Origin of the sequence: Allobosea sp. CCNWLY174, from assembly GCF_037120455.1 — a bacterium.
GTDB lineage: Bacteria > Pseudomonadota > Alphaproteobacteria > Rhizobiales > Beijerinckiaceae > Allobosea > Allobosea lupini.
This window is the reverse complement of sequence record NZ_JBBBBQ010000001.1, coordinates 821,407-835,083: the sequence shown is the minus strand read 5'-3', so window position 1 is coordinate 835,083 and position 13,677 is coordinate 821,407. Positions and strand designations below refer to the sequence as shown.

14 protein-coding genes are annotated in these 13,677 nt (G+C 67.0%); 9 read left to right on the top strand and 5 right to left on the bottom strand.

The genetic code is table 11. From position 1 onward, the window contains the following. Nucleotides 1-149: 149 nt before the first annotated feature. Nucleotides 150-551, bottom strand: coding sequence for a phosphoribosyl-AMP cyclohydrolase (gene hisI, locus V7S63_RS04020; RefSeq protein ID WP_091829960.1), 402 nt, complete (start codon nucleotides 549-551; stop codon nucleotides 150-152). Nucleotides 552-716: 165 nt separating this feature from the next. After that, nucleotides 717-1,358: a GTP cyclohydrolase I FolE gene (gene folE, locus V7S63_RS04015; RefSeq protein WP_336529277.1), complete on the bottom strand. Its 642-nt coding sequence runs from the start codon at nucleotides 1,356-1,358 to the stop codon at nucleotides 717-719. Nucleotides 1,359-1,516: 158 nt separating this feature from the next. Between folE and V7S63_RS04010 the strand changes: the two genes are divergently transcribed. After that, nucleotides 1,517-1,966: an iron-sulfur cluster assembly scaffold protein gene (locus V7S63_RS04010; protein ID WP_100959053.1), complete on the top strand. Its 450-nt coding sequence runs from the start codon at nucleotides 1,517-1,519 to the stop codon at nucleotides 1,964-1,966. Nucleotides 1,967-1,969: 3 nt separating this feature from the next. Here V7S63_RS04010 and V7S63_RS04005 read toward each other — a convergent pair whose 3' ends face one another. Further along, nucleotides 1,970-2,701, bottom strand: coding sequence for a phosphatase PAP2 family protein (locus tag V7S63_RS04005; protein WP_336529276.1), 732 nt, complete (start codon nucleotides 2,699-2,701; stop codon nucleotides 1,970-1,972). Nucleotides 2,702-2,829: 128 nt separating this feature from the next. Here V7S63_RS04005 and yidD point away from each other — a divergent pair, with 128 nt between their 5' ends. Next, a complete protein-coding gene (gene yidD / locus V7S63_RS04000) occupies nucleotides 2,830-3,162 on the top strand; it encodes a membrane protein insertion efficiency factor YidD (RefSeq protein WP_100958889.1) in 333 nt (110 codons plus the stop codon). Here yidD and V7S63_RS03995 read toward each other — a convergent pair. Then, nucleotides 3,144-3,386, bottom strand: coding sequence for a cysteine rich repeat-containing protein (locus V7S63_RS03995; protein WP_336529275.1), 243 nt, complete (start codon nucleotides 3,384-3,386; stop codon nucleotides 3,144-3,146). The two genes, yidD and V7S63_RS03995, sit on opposite strands and share 19 nt — an antisense overlap. 247 nt (nucleotides 3,387-3,633) lie before the next feature. On the opposite strand from V7S63_RS03995, the gene thrS reads away from it, so the two are divergent. The 7 genes from thrS to V7S63_RS03960 all read left to right on the top strand — a co-directional run bounded on the left by thrS (nucleotide 3,634) and on the right by V7S63_RS03960 (nucleotide 12,366). Then, complete coding sequence (gene thrS, locus V7S63_RS03990) at nucleotides 3,634-5,631, top strand: threonine--tRNA ligase (RefSeq protein ID WP_336529274.1); 1,998 nt, start codon at nucleotides 3,634-3,636, stop codon at nucleotides 5,629-5,631. A gap of 48 nt (nucleotides 5,632-5,679) precedes the next feature. Next, a complete protein-coding gene (locus V7S63_RS03985; protein ID WP_336529273.1) occupies nucleotides 5,680-6,969 on the top strand; it encodes a DUF2157 domain-containing protein in 1,290 nt (429 codons plus the stop codon). Then, complete coding sequence (locus V7S63_RS03980) at nucleotides 6,966-7,589, top strand: GDYXXLXY domain-containing protein (RefSeq protein WP_336529272.1); 624 nt, start codon at nucleotides 6,966-6,968, stop codon at nucleotides 7,587-7,589. The genes V7S63_RS03985 and V7S63_RS03980 overlap by 4 nt, the downstream gene beginning before the upstream one ends. Before the next feature lie 276 nt (nucleotides 7,590-7,865). Then, nucleotides 7,866-9,170: a serine--tRNA ligase gene (serS, locus tag V7S63_RS03975; protein WP_336529271.1), complete on the top strand. Its 1,305-nt coding sequence runs from the start codon at nucleotides 7,866-7,868 to the stop codon at nucleotides 9,168-9,170. A gap of 4 nt (nucleotides 9,171-9,174) precedes the next feature. After that, complete coding sequence (gene surE, locus V7S63_RS03970; protein ID WP_336529270.1) at nucleotides 9,175-9,936, top strand: 5'/3'-nucleotidase SurE; 762 nt, start codon at nucleotides 9,175-9,177, stop codon at nucleotides 9,934-9,936. Between the two features lie 11 nt (nucleotides 9,937-9,947). Continuing rightward, nucleotides 9,948-10,607, top strand: a complete 660-nt coding sequence (locus V7S63_RS03965; RefSeq protein ID WP_091829941.1) for a protein-L-isoaspartate O-methyltransferase family protein — start codon at nucleotides 9,948-9,950, stop codon at nucleotides 10,605-10,607. 391 nt (nucleotides 10,608-10,998) lie between these two features. Further along, the gene (locus tag V7S63_RS03960; RefSeq protein ID WP_336529269.1) at nucleotides 10,999-12,366 is read left to right on the top strand and encodes a peptidoglycan DD-metalloendopeptidase family protein; all 1,368 of its coding nucleotides are present in this window, start codon (nucleotides 10,999-11,001) and stop codon (nucleotides 12,364-12,366) included. A gap of 210 nt (nucleotides 12,367-12,576) precedes the next feature. Here the strand turns inward: V7S63_RS03960 and V7S63_RS03955 are convergent, their stop codons facing one another. After that, entirely contained in the window at nucleotides 12,577-13,455 is an 879-nt protein-coding gene (locus tag V7S63_RS03955; RefSeq protein WP_336529268.1) for an ATP-binding protein, read from the bottom strand. Nucleotides 13,456-13,677 lie beyond the last annotated feature (222 nt).

Sequence of the window (13,677 nt, the reverse complement as noted above, 5' to 3'; positions counted from 1 at the left end):
CGCGATCCCTCCGCGGGAGGACTTCAGGATCGCGCCAGCCGATGAGCGAAAGATGAACGGCGCCGGGACCCTAAGGCGGCTATCAGTCGCTTTTGAAGGAAACATGAAAGCTTGGTGAAAGGATTGCCAACGAAGCAGGCAGTCCCGGTTCAGATGGTCAGTGGTCCGTCGGCCGCGGTGCCGACCGGCTTAACCCGATAGAAGCAGCTGTGGCGGCCGGTGTGGCAGCAGCCGCCGTCGCCGCCGACATTGACCTTGATCCAGATCGCATCCTGATCGCAGTCGATCCGCATTTCGACGATGCTCTGCAACTGCCCGGAGGTCTCGCCCTTGCGCCAGAGCGCCTGACGCGAGCGCGACCAGTACCAGGCTTCGCCCGTCTCGATGCTGAGGCGCAGCGATTCGGCGTTCATATGCGCGACCATCAGCACCTCGCCGGTCACAGCGTCGGTGGTAACGCAGGTGACGAGGCCGTCGCGGTCGAACTTGGGAGCAAGGACCGTGCCCTCTTCGATCTCGGCTTTGGCTGAAAGGGTGGGGAAGGCAGTCATGTTGGAATCCTGACGGTGACGCCTCGCATATACGGCAGGTAACGTGAGCCGTCATTCTCGCGCGGCGTGAAGCGCCGGCCCGGGAATCCCAAGGCCAGAAGACACTGGTTTCCGAGATGCTCGAAGCAAGCCCGAGCATGCCGCGTCGGAGAGCAGGTCGTGGGCTCACAGCCCCGGCGACTTCACCATGGTAAAGAAGCGCACCTGCTCGGCCGGATCGCGGAAGCGGCCCGTGTACTGCGTCGTCATCGTCGACGAGCCCTGCTTCTGCACGCCGCGCATCGACATGCACATGTGCTCTGCCTCGACGAGGACGGCGACGCCGCCCGGTTTGAGCGTCCGCTCGATCGCCTGGGCTATCTGCGCCGTCATCGTCTCCTGCGTCTGTAGGCGGCGTGCATAGACCTCCACGACGCGGGCCAGTTTCGACAGGCCGACCACGCCGCCGTTTGGATAGTAGCCGATATGGACCTTGCCGACGAAGGGCACCATGTGGTGCTCGCAATGCGAATAGAACGGGATGTCGCGGACGAGGACCATGTCCCTGTAGCCGTCGACCTCCTCGAAAACCCGTTCGAGAATCTCCTCGGGGTCCTCGTCGTAGCCCCTGTAGAATTCGCGATAGGCCTTGGCGACGCGGCCGGGTGTCTCGAGCAGCCCCTCGCGCGAAGGATCGTCGCCGGCCCAGAGAATCAGGGTGCGCACCGCTTCCTCGGCTTCTTCCCGCGTCGGCTTTCTGACGAGAAAGGTGTCTGCGGCCGGGCGCAGGGCCTGGTCCGCGGATAAGGACTTAACCACGGCGTCCATGTGGTGCCTTCCGTTCTGTTGTCTCGCCCTCCTACGTGCGGAAGGCGGGGATGGATCAATTCGTCGACTGCTGCGGCGAGACGGCCCTCCCCATCTGGGAGGGTCCTTTCTATATTGGGGTGGAAGGCGGGTCGATCCACCCCCGCATGGGCTCGCACATGCTGAACGATGTCTACAACAAGCGAATCCTCGAATTGGCAGGAAACATCCCGCTGCTCGAGCGCCTGCCGGTGCCCGATGCGACGGCGACCGCCCATTCGCGCCTCTGCGGCTCGACGGTCACGATCGACCTGACGATGGACGAGGATGTCGTCACCGGCTTCGGCCACGATGTCCGCGCCTGCGCTCTCGGCCAGGCCTCGTCCTCGATCATGGCGCGCCATGTCGTCGGCTCGACTGCCGCCGAATTGCGCGAGGTCCGCGAGCAGGCCCGCGCGATCCTGAAGGAGGGCGCTGAACCACCCAGCGGTAAATGGGCGGACCTGTCCGTGCTCGTGCCGGTGCGCGACTTCAAGGCGCGCCACGCCTCGACCATGCTGACCTTCGACGCGGTGGTCGACGCGATCGGCCAGATCGAGGCGAAGCGGCGCGAGACTGTGGCGGGCTGAAGGTTATTTCAGCCCGAACGCCTGGCGGATTTCCGGTTTCGTCTCGTCATAGCGGACCTTGAAGGCCTTCTCGGCCAACAGTGCCTTGGCGACGACGCGGCCGATCTTGTCGCCGGCTTCCAGGTCGGTGGGGTAGTGGAAGCCGCAGATGAGACGGCTTTCGTCATAGCTTTTCACCCGCTCCTCGAACTTGTCGGCGAGTTCGGGGACGGCGTCCGAGAGCAGCGTGGCATAGAGCGCTGCGGTCGCGGCATGGGCCGAGGGGAAGGAGGTTCCTTCCGGCCGTCCGCCGGGGCAGGGCTTGACCCTGACCTTGTTCCACATCTGGAACGGCCGGATGCGGCTGGTCAGGCGGTTGACGCTCTTCAGCAGGATGGCGAGCTCGACCTGCGCCTCGCGCATCAAGAGCCGTGTCTCGCGATGGGTGCCGTCGATATAGTTGTGGTCCATGCCTTTCAGGAAGGCATTGAACGTCTGGTACTGGTCGGCGATCGCCTGCTTCTCGCGCTCCGGTGTGCGCGCGGAGGAGAGGGCGAGCACCTTCTCGAACTCGGCGCGATGCTCCGGCGAGTTCTGTGCCGGGGGCAGGCCCATCACCTTGGCGACGTCGATTTTGGCGGCGTCGAGCCAGATCAGATAGGCTCGCTGCTGTGCCGCCGCGGGCGTCGCCAGGGCGAGCGCGAGCAGCGGCCCGCAGAGGGCGGTGGCGGAGGCAAGGAAGCGTGCGCGCATCATGACCAGAATCTGGGAAGGCGGGATCGAAGAGGGGCGGTGGAAGTTTGGCTGGAGGGAGCCGGCAGCGTTTGCCTGAGTCATACTTGCCTAAACATGCTGAAAAAAGCCTTTCATGGCGACAGGCATTTCTGCGCCTGCCGCGCCAGGGCGCCCATCTGCTGATCCGCGGCTACCAACTCAGCTTCTCACTGCTGATCGGCCGGCAGTGCCGGCACTGGCCGTCGTGCTCGGAATATACCGACGAGGCGATCCAGCGGCACGGGCTCTGGGCCGGCGGATGGGTCGGCTTCGCCCGCATCTGCCGTTGCACGCCGCTCGGCACCTCGGGGATCGACATCGTCTGCGAGGAGCTGCCGCCGGAGGGAGCCTGGTACAAGCCCTGGGCCTATGGCCGCTGGCGCGGGGTCAACGCGCCGCCGGTGGCAGCGGCGGACGAAGGTGATCAGTTCGAGCGACGCTGAGACCTGGCGATCTGCAGCGTCGCCACGCAATCGGCGGAGAAGGCCGCCTGTTTCTCCTTGAAGCAGGCGGCGAGGCGGCCGCCGCCGGGCTGGATGCCTGGACAATGCTTCTGGAAATCGGCAGCGCAGGCGTTGCGGATCGCCGTACGACCGGGTGTCTGCGCCAGGGCCGCCGCGGGTATGAGCGCAACGAGGGCGAGAGTCAGAACGAGGTGGCAAGGCATGGCTGTCGGCTCCGATTGGGTGAGGCTGCGATGCTGGGTGAGCCTGGCTTGCTGCGACCTGACCGGAACATGACGAAACCGACAGCTTCCGAGGGAAGAGCCATTCGCCGATTGCCTGCACCTTCCCGCTCGTATAGGCCTCGCCGGCGCGCGTGCCGAACCGGCTGCAGGCCGCGTCGCCCCGCCCATTCATGCAGCCGGCCTTGGCTTACGGGGCTTGTATCCCCGAGTGAGCAGGAGCCGATCGATGACGATCTCCCTGACATTTCCCGATGGCGCGCAGCGCGAATTCCCGTCCGGCATCACCGGCAGGGAACTCGCCGGCGGCATTTCGCCCTCTCTCCTGAAGCGCACGGTCGCGATGGCGCTCGACGGCGTGGTCGTCGACCTCGCCGATCCGATCACCGCCGACGCGAAGATCGAGTTCCTCAACCGCGAGGATCCGCGCGCGCTGGAATTGATCCGGCACGACTGCGCCCATGTCCTCGCCGAAGCTGTGCAGGAGCTCTATCCAGGCACGCAGGTGACGATCGGCCCGGTGATTGAGAACGGCTTCTTCTATGATTTCTTCCGCAACGAGCCGTTCTCGCCGGAGGATTTCGCGCCGATCGAGAAGAAGATGCGCGAGATCATCGCGCGCGACAAACCCTTCACCAAGGAGATCTGGAGCCGCGACAAGGCTAAGGCCTTCTTTCGCGACAAGGGCGAGGCCTTCAAGGTCGAGCTGGTCGACGCGATCCCGGAAGACCAGACGCTGAAGATGTATGCGCAGGGCGATTGGATCGACCTCTGCCGCGGCCCGCACATGACCTCGGTCGGCAAGGTCGGCAACGCCTTCAAGCTGATGAAGGTGGCCGGCGCCTATTGGCGCGGCGACAGCAAGAACCCGATGCTGACGCGCATCTACGGCACCGCCTTCGCCCGGCAGGAGGAGCTCGACGCCCATCTCAAGCAGATCGAGGAGGCCGAGAAGCGCGACCATCGCCGGATCGGCCGCGAGATGGATCTGTTCCATTTCCAGGAGGAGGGGCCGGGCGTCGTCTTCTGGCACTCCAAGGGCTGGCGGCTGTTCCAGGAGGTGCTGACCTATATGCGCCGGCGGCTCGCCGCCGACTATGAGGAGGTCAACGCCCCGCAGGTGCTCGACAAGTCGCTCTGGGAGACCTCGGGCCACTGGGGCTGGTACCAGGACAACATGTTCGCGGTGAAGTCGGCTTCGGCCTTCGAGAACCCGAACGATCCGACGCGCGACCAGAAGGTCTTCGCGCTGAAGCCGATGAACTGCCCGGGCCATGTCCAGATCTTCAAGCACGGCCTCAAGAGCTATCGCGACCTGCCGATCCGGCTGGCCGAGTTCGGCAATGTCCACCGCTACGAGCCGTCCGGCGCGCTGCATGGGCTGATGCGCGTGCGCGGCTTCACGCAGGACGACGCGCACATCTTCTGCACCGAGGAGCAGCTCGCCGCCGAGTGCCTGGCGATCAATGATCTGATCCTGTCGGTCTACGAGGATTTCGGCTTTACCGACGATCTCGTCATCAAGCTCTCGACGCGGCCGGAGAAGCGCGTCGGCTCCGACGCGGTCTGGGATCATGCCGAAGACGTCATGACGAAGGTGCTGGAGAGGATCGCGAAGCAGTCCGGCAACCGGATCACGACCGAGATCAATCCGGGCGAGGGCGCCTTCTACGGGCCGAAGTTCGAATATGTCCTGCGCGACGCCATCGGCCGCGACTGGCAATGCGGCACGACGCAGGTCGACTTCAATCTGCCGGAGCGCTTCGGCGCCTTCTATATCGGCTCGGACGGCGAGAAGAAGCAGCCGGTCATGGTCCATCGCGCCATCTGCGGCTCGCTGGAGCGCTTCGTCGGCATCCTGATCGAGCACCATGCCGGGCATTTCCCGCTCTGGCTGGCGCCCGAGCAGATCGTGGTCGCACCGATCACCTCGGAGGCGGATGCCTATGGCGAGGAGGTCACCATGGCGCTGCTCTCGGCCGGCCTGCGCGCGCGCGCCGACCTGCGCAACGAGAAGATCAGCTACAAGGTGCGCGAGCACTCGCTGGCCAAGGTCCCGGTCATCCTCGCCGTCGGCAAGCGCGAGGCCGAGGAGAAGACCGTGACCGTGCGCCGCCTCGGCAGCCAGGCCCAGACGGTGATGAGCCTCGACGCCGTGGTCGCGGCGCTGATCGAGGAGGCGACGCCGCCCGATCTTGCGCGGCAGCGCAAGGTCAAGGCGGCCTAAGACAGGCCATCTCGCCAAAACCCGTCAGCCCGTGCCAAATAAGCGCGCATGCTGACGGGTTCCTATCGCAAACGGCTCGAAGCCGATCTGGGTCGCTGGGTGGGAGAGGGGCTGGTCAGTCCCGAAAGCGCCGCGACCATCCGCCGTTCGCTGGCGCAGGAGGGCGGCGGCTTCAAGCTGCCGGCCCTGATCGGCCTGTTCGGCGGCCTGCTGATCGCCTCCAGCGTTTCCGCCTTCGTCGCGGCGAACTGGGACGAGATCCCCCGCATCGCCAAGCTCGTCATGATCCTGCTCGGCCTCGCCGGCGCGCTCGGCATCTCGGCCCGGCTGGAAAGTCGCGGTTCGACAGGCGGCGCCGACGCCGCCGCGACCTGCGGCACCCTGATCTTCGCTGCCGGCGTCGCGCTCGTCGGCCAGATGTATCATCTGCCGACCGACTGGCCGGGCGGGGCGCTGCTGGTCGCGCTCGGCGCGCTGATCGTCGCCTTTTTGCTGCGCTCGAACGGGGCGCTCGTCATCGCCATCGTCGGGATCGGCTGCTGGGCCGGCGGCCGCTGGGACGAGGGCGGGAGCAGGGCGCACCTGCTGTTCTGGCTGCCCTTCCTGCCGGCGCTCTGGCTGGCCGCGACCCGGCACAACCGCCTCGTCCATCATGTCGCGGCGCTGGCGCTGCTCGGCTGGTTCGCGACGCTGCCGGGCCAGCCGGCCTTCCTGCGCTTCGACTACGGCCTGCTCGCCTATGGGCTCGCCGTCTCCGCGTTGTTCGTTGCGCTCGGCGCGCTGGCGCTCGACCGGGGCGGGCCGGGCCTGCTCACCGCCTTCCTGCCCTGGGGGCTGATCGGGCTGATCCTGTCGCTCAATGTCGAGCTGATCCGCATCCTCGATCCGAGCGAGGCGAAGGCGGGAACGGCGCATTCGCTGAACTATGTCGCCTATGCGCTGGCGCTGCCGGCGGTGATCGGTCTCGGCCTGCTGGCGCGCGAGCGCCGCTTCGCCTGGCCGCTGGCAGCGGCGCTCGTCATGTCGCTGCTGGTACCGGTGCTGTTCTGGAGCGGCGGCGCGGTCAGCATGGCTGGCAAGATCGTCGTGGCGGCACTGATTCTCTCGATCGCGATCGGCCTCGTCGTCGCCGGTGCGGGTGGCGGCGTGCGCCGGCTGAGCATCGCCGGCTCGCTGCTGTTCGCCATCGCGATCGTGACCCTGCTCTGGCAGACCATCGGCACCTTGCTCGACCAGTCGCTGTTCTTCCTGGTCGGCGGCGCGGCCCTCATCGCGATCGCCAGCGGGATGCGCCGGCTCCTCGCCAAATTCAGCAAGCCGGTGGAGGCCGCGCCATGATCCGCCTGCCGTCCGCCGATGCCTTTACCGGCCGCGTCTCGCCGCTCTGGCGCGGGCTCGCCGCCATTGTCCTGCTTTGCGCGCTGATCCTTGCCATGGTCGAGTCGCGCGCCGGCATCCTGCGCTCCGGCACCGAGATCAGGCTCGCGACGGCCCCGGTCGATCCGCGTGACCTATTTCGCGGCGATTACGTCATCCTCGGCTACAAGATCAGCACGCTCGATCTCTCCAGGCTCGACGGCGACAAGAGCTTCGAGCGCAACCAGACGGTCTTCGTCCGCGTCGCGCCCGGGGCCGACGGCCTCTCCGAGGCGAAAGGCGTCTATCTCGCCCGCCCGGCTGCCGGCGCCGGCGAGACCGTGATCGTGGGCAAGGTCGCCTCGGCCGGCGCCTGCGTCACCAATGCCGACGGCGACCCCGATTGCAATGCCGGCCGCCGTGCCATCCGCGTCAGCTATGGCCTCGAAAGCTATTTCGTGCCCGAGGGCACCGGTCGCGCCATCGAGACGACCGAGCGCAAGCGGCTCGAAATCGTCGCGGCCGTGTCGAGCTCCGGACAGGCGGCGATCAAGCGCCTGCTGATCGACGGCAAGCTCGTCCATCAGGAGCCGCCTTACTGAAGGCCCGGTAACAGGTAAGGCGCGGGGAACCCTTCTCCCGTGTGGGAGAAGGGCAGGGATGAGGGCCTGCCCTAACCGTAAAGGGCGCTGCTGCTCCGTTGTGTTCAGACAATTGACGGCAGTCCCTCACCCCTACCCCTCTCCCATCCGGGAGAGGGGATCCCGCGCAAACCTGTCTCTGTCTCGCCCGCACCCGCCCACGGCGACGCAGCGCTTCCGTGCCGGCGCGGCATGCTCTAGAGCATCAGCCGATTCCACAACGGATCGGCTTGAGCGATGTACGACATCAGATGGATTCGCGAGAACGCTGAGGCGTTCGATCGGGGCTTGCAGCGGCGCGGGCTTGAGAAACTGTCGTCGTCGCTGCTGGCGCTCGACGACCAGCGCCGGGCCGCGATCAGCAAGGCACAGGCAGCGCAGGAGCGTCGCAACGCCCTCTCCAAGGAGATCGGCAAGGCGATGGGCCAGAAGGACCTCGTTTTGGCCGAACAGCTCAAGGCCGAGGTCGCCGCGCTGAAGGAGCAGGTGCCGGCGCTGGAAGCCGAGGAGAAGGCCGCAGTCGAGGCGCTGAACGCCCAGCTCGCCGCAATTCCGAACACGCCGCTCGACGAGGTGCCTGACGGCGCAGACGAGCACGGCAACGTCCTGCTGCACGCCCATGGCACGAAGCCGGACGAGACTGGCAAGCGCCTCGTCGGCGTCAACCAGCCGAAGGAGCATTACGAGCTCGGCGAGGCGCTCGGCCAGATGGATTTCGAGACGGCGGCCAAGCTCTCCGGTTCGCGCTTCGTCGTGCTGGAGCGCCAGATCGCCAGGCTGTCGCGCGCCATCGGGCAGTTCATGCTCGACACGCACACGGAGGAGCACGGCTATACCGAGGTCAATCCGCCTCTGCTGGTGCGAGACTCGGCGGTATACGGGGTTGGTCAACTGCCGAAGTTCGAAGAAGACCTGTTCCGGACCACTACGGGGCATTGGCTGATCTCGACGTCCGAGGTGACGTTGACGAATTTCGTTGCGGACATGATCGTCTCTGAAGAGGAGCTGCCGCGCCGCTATACCGCGCTGACCCCTTGTTTCCGCTCCGAGGCCGGCTCGGCCGGGCGCGATACGCGCGGCATGCTGCGCCAGCACCAGTTCGAGAAGGTCGAGCTCGTCTCGATCACCGCGCCGGAGAAGTCGCGCGAGGAGCATGAGCGGATGCTCGCCTGCGCCGAGACCGTGCTGAAGAAGCTCGAGTTGCACTATCGCGTCATGACTTTGTGCACCGGCGACATGGGCTTCGCCTCGCAGAAGACCTACGACATCGAGGTCTGGCTGCCCGGTCAGAAGACCTATCGCGAGATCTCGTCCTGCTCGGTCTGCGGCGATTTCCAGGCGCGCCGCATGAATGCCCGCTACAAGACCAAGGACGGCAAGGGCCCGTTCTTCGTCCACACCCTCAACGGCTCGGGCACGGCGGTCGGCCGCGCCTTGATCGCGGTGATGGAAAACTACCAGAACGCCGACGGCTCGATCGCCGTGCCCGATGTGCTGGTTCCCTATATGCGCGGGGTCACCCGCATCGAGAAGGCGGCCTGAGCCCATGCGCATCCTGGTGACCAATGACGACGGCATCCATGCCGAGGGCCTCGCCGTCCTCGAGCAGATCGCCGCCCAGCTCTCCGACGACGTCTGGGTGGTCGCGCCCGAGACCGACCAGTCGGGCGTGGCGCATTCGCTGTCGCTGTCGAACCCGCTGCGCCTGCGCCAGATCGAGGAGAAGCGCTTCGCCGTCCAGGGCACGCCGACCGATTGCGTAATCATGGCGGTGCGCTCGGTCATGGCCGAGATCAAGCCCGATCTCGTGCTCTCCGGCGTCAACCGCGGCCAGAACGTCGCCGAGGACGTGACCTATTCCGGCACCATCGCCGCCGCCATGGAAGGCACGCTGCTCGGCATTCCCTCAATCGCGGTGAGCCAGGCCTATATGGCGGGCGACCGCACCCAAATCATCTGGGACTGCGCTCTGCAGCATGCGCCCGGCATCATCCGCCGGCTGCTGGAGGAGGGGATTCCCGATGGGATCCTGTTCAATCTCAACTTCCCGAACGTCCCGCCTGCCGAGGTCGTTGGCGTCGCGGTGACGGCGCAGGGCCGGCGAGACCAGGAGCTGATGCGGCTGGAGCCGCGGCGCGACGGGCGCGGCAATCCCTATTACTGGATCGCCTTCCAGCGCGGGAAGCACGAGCCGGCCAACGGCACCGACCTGCGCGCCCTCGCCGAGAAGAAGATCTCGGTGACGCCGCTCGAGCTCGACCTGACGCATGAGCCGACGATGACGCGCTTCGCACAGCTCTTCGCCTGAGGGCGGGAGGAATGACCGACGAGGGCGCCAGCAGCGAGAGCGAACGTACCGTCGCTTTCCTGTTGTCGTTGCGCGCGCGCGGCGTGCGCGACCTCGCCTTGCTCCGGGCGATGGAGCGCGTGCCGCGCGAGCATTTCGCGCCCTCGCGCTTCGCCGATCTCGCCCGCCAGGACGTCTCGGTGCCGCTCCCCTGCGGCCAGACCATGACGGCGCCGCACACGGTCGCGGCGCTGGTCGGCGCGCTCGAGATGAAGCCCGATTGCCGGGTGCTCGAGGTTGGCTCCGGCTCGGGTTATGTCGCGGCGCTGCTCGCGGCAATGGGGGGCAAGGTCGTCTCGCTGGAGCGCTATCGCACGCTCGCACTCGCCGCGCATGAGCGCCTCACGGGCGGTGGCTTCGCGCAGCTGGTCGAGCTGCGCCATGCCGACGGCTTGCAGCCCGATCGTACGCTCGGTCGCTTCGAGCGCATCCTGGTCAACGGCGTGATGCAGACGGTGCCGGAGGCGCTGCTTGCCCGGCTGGAGATCGGCGGGCGCCTCGTCGGCGCGCTACGCGTCGAGGGGGCAGGGCGGCTCGTCGTCGTAACCCGCAGCGAGGACGGCTTCGATCACGCGCTCGGCGCGATCATGCGAATCCCGCCGCTGGCGCCAGGGCTGTCGCAGGCGCTGTAGGCGATTTTTCCCGCCGTTATGCTGGGGCTTGATCCGAGTGCCCCGGGATGTTCGAGCAGATGTTGGCCTAAGTGGCATTCGCGGGGAACCCTTCTCCCGTGTGGGAGAAGGGCAGGGATGAGGGCCCGCCCTATCCGCAGAAGGCGCAACGGCGCCGCTGAGTTTCAACAATTCGCGGCGGTCCCTCACCCCTACCCCTCTCCCATCCGGGAGAGGGGATCCCGCGGGGACCCCATTCGCCTCTACCCGCTGGACCACTGCGCGCCACCGTCAGTGAGATTGCGGCTGCCTTCGAAAATTCACCTGACCTGTCAGTAGCGAAACGCCTTCTTAACCTAACCGGCTCTTTAATGCGGACCGTAGAGTTGCGTCGTTCGCGAGTGCAGAGTCCATGCGTAAGCAAGTCGAGCTGGCCGTGTCGAAATCCGTGGTTCGCGCCGTGTCGGTCTGCGCCCTTGCGGCCGGCCTGGGCGCCTGCTCCTCGGAGGCCATGCGCTTCACCGAGGCGCCTTTCGGCAATCCCTTCAAGACCGCTCAGGCCCCGGCCCCCCAGCGCGATCCGGCCACGACAGGCTCGATCGGCCGCAACGGTCCGAGCCAGTCCTATGAGACGGCCTCGGCCGCCGGCAATCCGAGCGTGCGCAGCCAGCCTCTGGCGCCACCGACCGCTTCGGTCGCTGCCCGTCCCGCGCCGCAATCCGCCCCCGCTCCGAGCGCGCCGGGTTCGGCCGCCGGCTGGAGCCCCCAGGGCGGCACCCCGATCGTCGTCGCCCATGGCGAAACGCTCGACGTGATCGCGGGTCGCTACGGCGTGCCGCGTTCGGCGCTGATGCAGGCCAATGGCCTCCGCGGCGAAGTCACGCCAGGTTCGCGCATCGTCGTCCCCGTCTACAATGGCGGCGGCTCGCAGACCGCCGCGCGCCAGCCGGCGCCGAGCGATAACCGTTTCGAGCAACCGCGCTCTGCTCCGCCGCCGGTGTCGCGTCCGATAGCCTCCGCGCCGGCCGTGTCCGCGGCTGCCCCGAAGGTCGCGGCCGTCGATACCCGGGCACAGGCTGCCCAGGCGAAAGCGCAGGCTGCCGCCGAGGCCAAGGAAAAAGCCGCCGCCGATGCCAAGCGCATGGGCGAGGCCCGTGCCCGCTTCGCCGCCGAGGCCAAGGCCAAGGCCGCCGCAAAGGCCGGCAACGAGACCAAGACCGCGGCGCTGCCGGCGCCGGCCCCGGCTCCTGTCGCTCAGCCGGCCAAGCCGAAGACTGCCGCTCCGGTTGTCGCCAGCGCGCCGGCCGACAAAGTCACCGTGCAGCCGAAGGTGGTTGCTCCTGAGCCGAAGGCCGCCGAGCCGCAGACCACTGCGAGCCTGCCCAAGGCCGAGGAACCCGCTTCGTCCGGCGCCGAGTTCCGCTGGCCGGCACGTGGCCGCGTCATCACCGGCTATGCCGGCAAGGGCGGCAATGAGGGCATCAACATCGCGGTTCCCGAAGGCACGCCGGTCAAGGCGGCTGAGGGCGGCGTCGTCGCCTATGCCGGCAGCGAGCTCAAGGGCTACGGCAATCTCGTGCTGATCCGCCACCCGAACGGCTATGTCTCGGCCTACGCCCACAACGGCGAGCTCAACGTCAAGCGTGGCGAGACGGTCAAGCGCGGCCAGGTCGTCGCCAAGTCCGGTCAGTCCGGCAACGTCAACTCGCCGCAGCTGCACTTCGAGCTGCGCAAGGGTTCGACCCCGGTCGATCCGATGCCCTATCTCAGCAGCAACTAGTCCCGGTCAGATTTCGACCGGCAATTGCGAGACCCCACCGGTCGAAACCAGGCGGGGCGGTCCCAGGAAAGGCCGCCCCGCTTTTCTTTTTTAGATGCGTCATGCTCGGGCTTGACCCGACCATCTCAGGCAGGACGGGCTCTGGTTGGCGCCTTTCTCGTCATGAGGTTCTCGGATCTACACTTCGCTCCGTCCGAGAATGACGCCCTTTCACCCCTCCAGCTTCGTTTCCAGCCGCCCCGCCAGGTCCTGGATGTACTGCCAGGCCGTGCGCCCGGAGCGCGAGCCGCGCGTCGTCGCCCATTCCAGCGCCTCGCGCCGCAACTGCTCCGGCTCGATCGTCAGGCCGAAATGGCCGACATAGCCGTCGATCATCGAAAGGTACTCGTCCTGGCTGCACTTGTGGAAGCCGAGCCAGAGGCCGAAGCGGTCCGACAGCGAGACCTTTTCTTCCACCGCCTCACCAGGATTGATCGAGGTCGAGCGCTCGTTCTCGACCATCTCGCGCGCCAGCAGATGCCGGCGATTCGAGGTCGCGTAGAACACGACGTTCTCCGGGCGCCCCTCGACGCCGCCGTCCAGGGCCGCCTTCAGCGACTTGTAGGAGGTGTCCTGCCCGTCGAAGGAGAGGTCGTCGCAGAAGACGATGGCGGGATGCGGATCGGCCTTGAGCAGCCCCATCAGCACCGGCAGGCTCTCGATGTCCTCGCGGTGGATCTCGATCAGCTTGAGGGGGAGGGCGCCAGGCGGCAGTCGCTTGTTGGTGTCGGCATGCACCGCCTTGACCAGCGACGATTTGCCCATGCCGCGCGCCCCCCAGAGCAGGACGTTGTTGGCCGGCAGGCCGCGGGCGAAGCGCTCGGTGTTCTCGGCCAGCGTATCGCGCACCCGGTCGACGCCGCGCAGCAGCGACAGCGCGACTCGGTTCACCTTGGCGACCGGAGCAAGTTCATGACCGGCGGCATGCCAGACGAAGGCGTCGGCGGCGGAGAGATCTGGCTTGCGCTTGGCGGGCGGTGCGAGGCGCTCCAGCGCGTCGGCGATGCGCAGCAGGGTGGCGAGCGTCTGGTCGGGGGCGGTGTCGGTCATCGCAGCGGGTCCGCTAACATGGCGTACCGAACGGTACGGTACGCTCATAACTCCGCTGTGCTCGTGAAGGCAAGGCCATTGCGCGCAGGGCGGGGAGCGCTTAGCTGGGAGAACGGTCGCAGGACCGGTCGCTTTCGATTGATTTCATGACATCGCTGGCTATAGTCCGCGCGATTTTGCAACCCCCGCGCCGGCCGGCCGTCAATCGGCGGCGACGTGAAG

Coding starts and splice junctions, on each gene's coding strand:
- hisI (WP_091829960.1), bottom strand. CDS start 551: ATGACTGCCTTCCCCACCCTTTCAGCCAAAGCCGAGATCGAAGAGGGC.
- folE (WP_336529277.1), bottom strand. CDS start 1,358: ATGGACGCCGTGGTTAAGTCCTTATCCGCGGACCAGGCCCTGCGCCCG.
- V7S63_RS04010 (WP_100959053.1), top strand. CDS start 1,517: ATGCTGAACGATGTCTACAACAAGCGAATCCTCGAATTGGCAGGAAAC.
- V7S63_RS04005 (WP_336529276.1), bottom strand. CDS start 2,701: ATGATGCGCGCACGCTTCCTTGCCTCCGCCACCGCCCTCTGCGGGCCG.
- V7S63_RS03995 (WP_336529275.1), bottom strand. CDS start 3,386: ATGCCTTGCCACCTCGTTCTGACTCTCGCCCTCGTTGCGCTCATACCC.
- thrS (WP_336529274.1), top strand. CDS start 3,634: ATGACGATCTCCCTGACATTTCCCGATGGCGCGCAGCGCGAATTCCCG.
- V7S63_RS03985 (WP_336529273.1), top strand. CDS start 5,680: ATGCTGACGGGTTCCTATCGCAAACGGCTCGAAGCCGATCTGGGTCGC.
- V7S63_RS03980 (WP_336529272.1), top strand. CDS start 6,966: ATGATCCGCCTGCCGTCCGCCGATGCCTTTACCGGCCGCGTCTCGCCG.
- serS (WP_336529271.1), top strand. CDS start 7,866: ATGTACGACATCAGATGGATTCGCGAGAACGCTGAGGCGTTCGATCGG.
- surE (WP_336529270.1), top strand. CDS start 9,175: ATGCGCATCCTGGTGACCAATGACGACGGCATCCATGCCGAGGGCCTC.
- V7S63_RS03965 (WP_091829941.1), top strand. CDS start 9,948: ATGACCGACGAGGGCGCCAGCAGCGAGAGCGAACGTACCGTCGCTTTC.
- V7S63_RS03960 (WP_336529269.1), top strand. CDS start 10,999: ATGCGTAAGCAAGTCGAGCTGGCCGTGTCGAAATCCGTGGTTCGCGCC.
- V7S63_RS03955 (WP_336529268.1), bottom strand. CDS start 13,455: ATGACCGACACCGCCCCCGACCAGACGCTCGCCACCCTGCTGCGCATC.